Consider the following 7,346-nt stretch of genomic DNA (forward strand, 5'->3'; position numbering starts at 1 on the left):
TATTAAGAAAAAATATCCTAATAACTAGAGAGGTAACACCAGAATTATTACTATAAATTTTTTTGTGATATTTCATAAAGATCAATTTAAAGAATAGTCTTTTAATTTGATGGATGTGTGGTGCTACTCCAAGTCCATCAAGCTAATATTTTGAAATTCCTCCTAAACGAAATTTCCTTTCGTTACAGTTATCCACTTATAAGAGTTTAAATCTTTTTTCGTTGGGATAACAATAAATTTCTTAACTTGATGGTGATGTGGCGGTATTCCTAATTAGTATCCATAGAAAATAGAAACCTAATTGGTATAGGTTTCTTTTTGATTAATACCTAAGGGGATTTTTGTTCAATTAGAAAAATGTTTTAGACTGAACATCGTTGATTTAGTGAGTCCTATCTGGTTAGTTCTTAGTTTTTTATTAATAGTAATTGGTGAAGTTTGTTTATCGCCTGCTGGGTTATCAATAACAACAAAATTAGCTCCGGCTGCTTTTTCAGCACAAACAATAAGTTTATGGTTTTTATCTACTGCATCTGCACAAGCCATAAATGCACAGGTTGTGAAATTATAAGATCCTGCTACAGAAATAATTTACTTTGGAGTTATTGGAGCTGTATCTATCTTAGTAAGTATGGCCTTATTTAGGCTATCAACAAAATTCAAGGCTTTATGTTTATGAAAGGACTTCAGCAACAAAAAAGGAAGACACTTGTGAGGGTGTCTTCCTTTTTTGTTGCTGTATTTTCTTATTAATCTAATTTGTTTTTTACATTTTTTTTTTAACTTCCCCCTATTAAATTTCAATAAGTATAGGTACAATCATTGGTTTTTTCTTAGTATGTGTATATACATATTGTCGTATTGATTTTTTTATTTGTTTTTTCATTACATTCCATGAGTTTCTATTCGCTTCTTGTAGCTCGTTAACAGTTTTTATAGTAAGTCGATTAATGTCTCTTCGGAGTTCCGAGAAATCTCTATCCACAAATCCACGAGAAATGGTATCGGGGTCAGAAATCAACGTTCCTTCCGCTTTGCTCATAGTTAAAATAATCATGAGCATCCCATCTTCTGAAAGTTGTTTGCGGTCTCGTAATACAATTTCCCCAATATTATCTACATCCCCCCCGTCTATGTAGGTATTCCCCACCGGTATTTTCCGGGTCTGACGGGCAATGGTATGTTCAATATCGACGACATCCCCATTATTGATGATAAACGTGTTTCCTTGCTCTACTCCAACGGATTCCCCTAACAAACGGTGATGGTGCAGCATTCTAAATTCACCGTGAATAGGAATAAAATATTTTGGTTTCATTAATGTAAGCATTAGTTTTAAATCTTCTTGATAACCATGGCCAGAAACATGCATTCCGGATGTACTTCCTGATCCATAAATCACTTTGGCTCCAAGGGCAAATAAGTTGTCTACGATACTCGTGATATTTCGTTCATTCCCGGGTATTGGACCTGCTGCAAAGATAACCGTATCTTCAGGTAAAATGTCGACACCGCGAAAGTTTCCTGTGGACAGGCGAGCAAGAGCAGCCAATGGTTCTCCTTGACTCCCCGTGCATAAAATGGCCACCCTTTCAGGAGCCATTTCATTGATTTCATGTGGATCAATTAACATTCCATCTGGAACTGTTAAATAACCACGTTCCATAGCAACCGCTATAACATTAACCATACTTCGTCCAAGTAACGAAATTTTTCGATTTGTTTTTTGTGCTGCATTCACGACTTGTTGAACGCGACTAATATTTGAAGCAAAGGTAGAAAGAATAACTTTGCGTTCGGCTTTCATGAAAGCTGCTTCCACATGTTCACCTACTATTTGTTCCGATGGGGTCAAACCAGGACGCTCTGCATTGGTACTCTCAGATAATAGAAGCAAGACCCCTTCTTTGCCGATTGCAGCCATTTTATGAATATCCGAATTCTCATTATTCGCAGGGGTTAAATCGAACTTGAAGTCCCCTGTATGTACAATATTACCCTCTGGTGTGTGAAAGACTATTCCCAAGCAATCAGGAATACTATGGATAACTTTGAAAAAACTTACCCTTATTTCTCCAATTGTCAAGTTTGAGTTTGAGTTGATTTCAATAAGTTCACTTTCTCTTAGGAGTTTATGTTCTTTTAATTTGATTTCAATTAATCCTAGTGTGAAGCGTGTGGCATAAACGGGTACATTCAATTTTTTTAAGAAGAACGGGATCCCCCCGATATGATCTTCATGTCCATGCGTGACAATTAAAGCCCTGACTTTATCTTTATTTTCTACTAAATAAGCTATATCAGGGATAATCAAATCAATTCCTAATAAACTTTCATCTGGAAACTTATTGCCACAGTCGATAATCACGATATTGTTTGAATATTCAATTGCATACATGTTTTTTCCGATTTCATTCAAGCCGCCTAAGGCGAAGATAGATAATGCATTCTCTATTGTACTCAAATTTATAACCTCCCATTTTAAATATAATCTTAGTATGCCCTTTAGGTTTCCCTTTATCAGTAGGTTGAATGCTCGAGATTCCTAGAAAAAAGGGAACTTTAGACTTGTTTTTACCTAAATATATTGACTACAACATTGATGTCTTCGTTTCACACATTGTTATCGAGGTCTTTCCTCCCATGGAGACAGCTGCTATTGAAATCACTCATGGTTTTCGATTCTTAATAAAGATGCAATTCTTTTTTAAGAAATGCACCCGATAATGGAAGATCGTTATGCAGAAGTCATGCGGCACTTACATTGTAGAATAGCCCTCTAAAACAGAAAAAGCTCTCCTCATACTAATTGCATAACTTAGGGTGAGAACAAATTCTTCTAAATCATATCTACGTGCATTGGAAAAAACCGTTGTCTTCACCTTTAACACTGAATCCACATCTCATCAGAACCTTAAGGAATACTTCAAATTATTAGCTTGATGGACATGGGACGACACCCTAATATGCTTGGATTAAAATCATTGCAAACAGCTAAAAAGGTGATTGCAAGAATAGAAGTTATGCATATAATCAAAAAAGGACAAACTCTCCAAGATGAAAAGTTTGTCCAAAACCATGATTTCTTTGGTTCAACAAATAAAATTCAGTTCCGCTAGGAATCTTTCGTTCTTTTTTCATATCTCACTATTTTTGCATCAGAACTAACAATAGTGAATTAGAATAATGACTTAATACTTGCTAGGACAGTAAGGATACCTATAATAATGACAAATACATTGCTCATTTTCCCTCTATATTTAGCTAGTACAGGCACTTTACGAATTGCATACATTGGTAATAAACATAAGATAGCAGCAACTAATGGTCCGCTAAGGGCATCAATGATTCCAAGAATACTTGGATTTGCATAAGCAACATACCAGCATGTTAATACGACAAAAGTGAGGATCATTGTCTTAACTGTTTTTTCTCCTATATCTTTCCCGCGTTTTTTACCGGACTTCATAATCATGTCACGCATTACTTCATATGCTCCTATATAATGGCCAAGGAACGACTTTGTTATAGCCACAAAAGCAATGATAGGAGCTGCAATCGTGATTACAGGCGAATTAAGCTCATTAGCAAGATATGAAAGGATTGATAAGTTCTGTTCTTTCGCCATTTTTAGATCCTCTGGAGTCAAACTTAGTGTGCTACTCCAAACAAAGAACATAACAACAGCGAATGTCATGATATAACAAACTTTTTGTATTTGAGCACATTTGGCATCAGTAGCTTCTATTCCATACGTAGCTCTCTGTTTCATAACAAATGACGAAATCATAGGAGAATGATTAAACGAGAATACGATGATTGGTAGTATCATCCATATCGTTCCCAAATATCCTGTTCCTGTTGAAGCAGTATTAACACTTGAAAAACTAAGCATTGACGTATTCCACTGTGGAATCAAAGATATTGAGATAAAAAGTAGAGAAGCTATGAAAGGATATACTAGCATGCTCATTATCTTTACAGTGATATCTTGACCAAAATTTAGTATAGCGATAAGACCGAGTACTAATACAAGCGATAAAATGGCCCTTGGAGGCTCCTGCATGTGCAATTGATGCACGATAAAACTACTTGCAGTATTTGTAAGTGCAACCGAATACATCAGCACAATCGTATAAATTGAGACGAAATATACTATGTTAAAAATGATACTTGCCTTATTTCCGAAATACTCTCTTATTGTACCTGTAATCCCCTCATCAGCAGAATTGGAAGCATATATCATTTTAGCAAGCGCCCTATGTGAGTAATACATAACAGGATATGCAAGTAGGGTAATTAACAGTAATGATAATAAACCACCTGAACCTGCATTAATAGGTAGAAAGAGTACTCCTGCTCCAATTGCTGTTCCAAAAAGGCTCAATGCCCAGGTAGTATCCTGTTTATGCCACTTTTTAGGGTCTGGATATTTCTCATTTTTTACTGCAGTATTTTCAGCTTGAAATTCTATTTTTTTTGCAGTATTCCCATTCATATAATAATTCCTCCTTGTGTCCTATTCTTACGTCTCTTTTTAAGGTTTAGGAATATAGATCGTTCTTGAAGAATGAATTGCTTACAAAGTGCGCCACATCGTGTGTCCTTCTTCTAAGTAGATTAAAATCGAAAAATTCGCTAGTCATCAACCTGATGGGTTTATTAGCGCTTACAAAACATTTTAATTACATAGTAGTACATTTTAGTGATAATGGATCTCAATATACAGACATCCTTAGGAGAACAATAGAAAATAGAATTGTTAACTATTTCACAATATTTCCGATAACTGTTTATTGATTTGATTGTTTCTCTCCAAAGATTTTATTTTTTATAGCAATCCCTGTAGGTGTGGTCGCAATTCCGCCTAAACCTGTCTCCCTTAATTCGCGAGGCATCTGTCTTCCAACTCTATACATCGCTTCAATAACTTCGTCAGCATTGATGATATTGTTTACGCCGGCTAATGCGATGTCCGCTGCCGCTAAAGCATTTGCCGTTCCAATGGCGTTTCTCTTTACACAAGGAATTTCTACCAAACCAGCGACCGGATCACAAACTAAACCGAGTAAATTTTGTAATGCGATTGAGAAAGCTTCAGAAGATTGCTGTGGCGTTCCACCGGCAGCTTCTACCGCCCCTGCAGCCGCCATCGCTGAGGCACTGCCTACTTCAGCTTGACATCCTCCGTATGCTCCTGAAATACAAGCATTATTTGCGACTATCGTTCCAAATAACGCTGAAGTGAATAGAAAATGGATCATATCTTCATGACTTAATTGCAACGTATCTTTAATACTAAATAGGACTCCCGGGATCGTCCCACTCGCACCTGCTGTTGGAGTCGCACAAATAGCCCCTAATGCAGCATTTACTTCATTAACACCGATAGCACTTTGAATCCCTAGCACCATCAAATCTCCAGAAAGAGTTTTCCTATTTTCTCGATAGTTTTTAATTTTAACAGCATCACCTCCGGTTAAACCGGTTGGAGAAAATACCCCGTCGCCCTCGATACTTTTATTTATGGCGTTTTCCATAGTCGCTAAATTTCTTTCCATTTTACTCCAAACTTCTTCATAAGACATTTTAGTTTGTTCAATTTCCTGTTCTATTGCTAATTCATAGATTGGCTTTTGTCTTTTATTAGCTGCATCCACAATTTCTTTTATGGTCATATACATATTTTTTCACTCCTTAATGTAACTAAAGAATAATGAGATTAGCTATATTGCTTAAATTTCCTAATTCCTTCTGAACATTACCAGGCAATAGCGAATCCAAAGCGAATGCATATAAATATTTTCCGTTTTCTTCTAAACTATGAAAGTTGTTAATTTCAACATCATATTGTTTAAAGATCCTGCGTAAGACAAATTCAAAGTCAGCTCTTTCGGAAATCGCAATAATAACTGGCAATGGCCCCTGCAGATCTAAGCTAAATCCGTCAATTTCAACATGTTTGACTTCAATTAATCCACCGCCGACCGAAATACCCATCGTTCTAATACTTCGGCTTTCATCCTCTAAATATACATCTGCCGTATTTGGATGACCAGCAGGACTATCACCCGCTTTTTCAATAAAGGTAATGTCAATTCCTTTAGATTCTGCTATTTTAATAGCATCTGGCACTTTGCTGTCATCGGCAGCAAATCCTAATATCCCAGCAATAATTGCAAAATCAGTTCCGTGTCCTTTATGGGTTTCAGCAAATGATTCATAATACCTTACCACGACTTTTTTTGGAAGACCTTGAAATAATTTGTTGGAAACTGTTCCAATAGCCAAAGCACCTGCAGTATGTGAACTTGAAGGACCTATCATTACCGGCCCAATCACATCAAAACAACTTTTGTATTTAACAACTTTTTTTTCTTTAATAGAAGCTACATTCATGTTCATATAAGCACTCCCATAATTTATTATTGTTTAGTGCAGTTGAATCTAAGATATTTGAATGACCAATTCAAAATAAGTTCCAGTTGATAACGCTTTCATATCTCGTGTTAATAAATTTCCCTTCTGATCACACACCTTTCTTAGAGTAATCGTATAAGTATGTCCAATTTTAGAAGGTTACTTGCACGGTCTTTAGAATTTTTGCACCAGAACTAGGTTTGATATTTTCTCGAGAGGTAATAGATTATCTCTCGACGCCCTCATTATAACTTGTATATTTATGAGTCTAATATTTTTTTATTTTTAGAAAGATTGAATAAACAGAATCTTGAATGGATAATAAATTACACTTGGCATGTAGCAATTGTGTCCATTGTTTGAAGCTGTATTAGTTAGTAGAAAAGCAAAAATAACACAGAGTTCCTTTCATTAACACATTGATTATATTGGAAAATCATTATAAAGATACTTATACTTTCCTTTGTTGAAACATCTTATTTTAGACGTGAAAGCTGTTGCAATAAATGATTAATGTAGATGGAAAGGAATAAATTAATGAAATATAAAATCTTATCCGGATATTTATAATACATTTTGCGTTTATATACATTTTCAGAAAAAAGGAACTTCTTTTCGGGGTAGAACCACATCGCTATCAAGCTAAGAATTTTGACTATCCCTAATAAAAACCTAATATCTTCATGAAGTTCTTGAAAATTTCAAATCTAACTGTACCTTTGAAATAAAGTCGTACTGTTTATAAAAAAGATGTACCGTTTTAAAGAAAGTTGCACCGCTATATTCTGAAGTTGGAGTAAGGACGCCTCCGGAATCTTATACCATCCCGCATCTTAGCTATGATCAACCTGCTGCCTATCAAGAACGTGAAATCGTCATTGGAAATTCTACCTATCCGTTACCAGCCACATTAACGGTTCCGAAAC

5 protein-coding genes and 2 pseudogenes are annotated in these 7,346 nt (G+C 35.6%); 3 read left to right on the top strand and 4 right to left on the bottom strand.

Annotated elements, in window-relative coordinates:
* Window positions 1–382: 382 nt before the first annotated feature.
* A pseudogene (locus tag BAU27_RS08265) lies at window positions 383–679 on the top strand (POT-type proton-dependent oligopeptide transporter); the annotation flags it as partial.
* A 114-nt stretch (window positions 680–793) separates the two neighbouring features.
* On the opposite strand, the gene BAU27_RS08270 reads toward BAU27_RS08265, so the two are convergent.
* Entirely contained in the window at window positions 794–2,464 is a 1,671-nt protein-coding gene (locus BAU27_RS08270; RefSeq protein WP_071770620.1) for a ribonuclease J, read from the bottom strand.
* Between the two features lie 502 nt (window positions 2,465–2,966).
* Here BAU27_RS08270 and BAU27_RS32270 point away from each other — a divergent pair.
* The gene (locus BAU27_RS32270; protein WP_071770621.1) at window positions 2,967–3,119 is read left to right on the top strand and encodes an IS6 family transposase; all 153 of its coding nucleotides are present in this window, start codon (window positions 2,967–2,969) and stop codon (window positions 3,117–3,119) included.
* Between the two features lie 59 nt (window positions 3,120–3,178).
* Here the strand turns inward: BAU27_RS32270 and BAU27_RS08280 are convergent, their stop codons facing one another.
* The 3 genes from BAU27_RS08280 to BAU27_RS08290 all read right to left on the bottom strand — a co-directional run bounded on the left by BAU27_RS08280 (window position 3,179) and on the right by BAU27_RS08290 (window position 6,405).
* Complete coding sequence (locus BAU27_RS08280) at window positions 3,179–4,498, bottom strand: aromatic amino acid transport family protein (protein ID WP_071770622.1); 1,320 nt, start codon at window positions 4,496–4,498, stop codon at window positions 3,179–3,181.
* Between the two features lie 295 nt (window positions 4,499–4,793).
* A complete protein-coding gene (gene sdaAA / locus BAU27_RS08285) occupies window positions 4,794–5,684 on the bottom strand; it encodes an L-serine ammonia-lyase, iron-sulfur-dependent, subunit alpha (protein ID WP_071770623.1) in 891 nt (296 codons plus the stop codon).
* Between the two features lie 22 nt (window positions 5,685–5,706).
* Window positions 5,707–6,405 (bottom strand): serine dehydratase beta chain, encoded by a 699-nt coding sequence (locus BAU27_RS08290; protein ID WP_071770624.1) that lies wholly within the window; start codon window positions 6,403–6,405, stop codon window positions 5,707–5,709.
* An 802-nt stretch (window positions 6,406–7,207) separates the two neighbouring features.
* On the opposite strand from BAU27_RS08290, the pseudogene BAU27_RS31725 reads away from it, so the two are divergent.
* A pseudogene (locus BAU27_RS31725) lies at window positions 7,208–7,346 on the top strand (alpha/beta hydrolase); the annotation flags it as partial.

It is taken from the genome of Bacillus sp. NH11B (assembly GCF_001884205.1).
Taxonomy (GTDB): domain Bacteria; phylum Bacillota; class Bacilli; order Bacillales; family Bacillaceae_G; genus Bacillus_A; species Bacillus_A proteolyticus.